General features: G+C 50.4%; 1 pseudogene. It reads right to left on the bottom strand.

Going from position 1 to position 278, the window contains the following annotated elements:
• Positions 1-278, bottom strand: a pseudogene (locus AAEZ08_RS22850) (hypothetical protein); the annotation flags it as partial.

The following is a 278-nucleotide window of genomic DNA, read 5'->3' as shown; positions in this document are numbered from 1 at the left end:
AGATAGGCGTATCTGATAGTTGTTCAGGAATAAAAGCTAAGTGCGGCACATGGTGGCCGTGGTTGTTTTGATTACTGTTGCTTTGATCGTCGTTGTCCTTGCTGCCCAATACCCGAACCAAGTCCATCACATCTGCCATTACTGCAGACGCCGTAGCACCAGCGCCAGCGCCATCACCACAATATAGCGTCTGCCCAAGCGGGTGCGAATTGACCAACACCGCATTTTTTACGCCATTCACATTTGCTAGTAGCGCATCTTGAGGAATCAGTGTGGGG

Origin of the sequence: Pseudomonas sp. E45-MNA-CIBAN-0222 (assembly GCF_040310405.1) — a bacterium.
Taxonomy (GTDB): Bacteria; Pseudomonadota; Gammaproteobacteria; order Pseudomonadales; family Pseudomonadaceae; genus Stutzerimonas; species Stutzerimonas stutzeri_AC.
The sequence above is the reverse complement of the archived record's forward strand: the minus strand, read 5'-3'. Positions and strand labels throughout refer to the sequence as shown.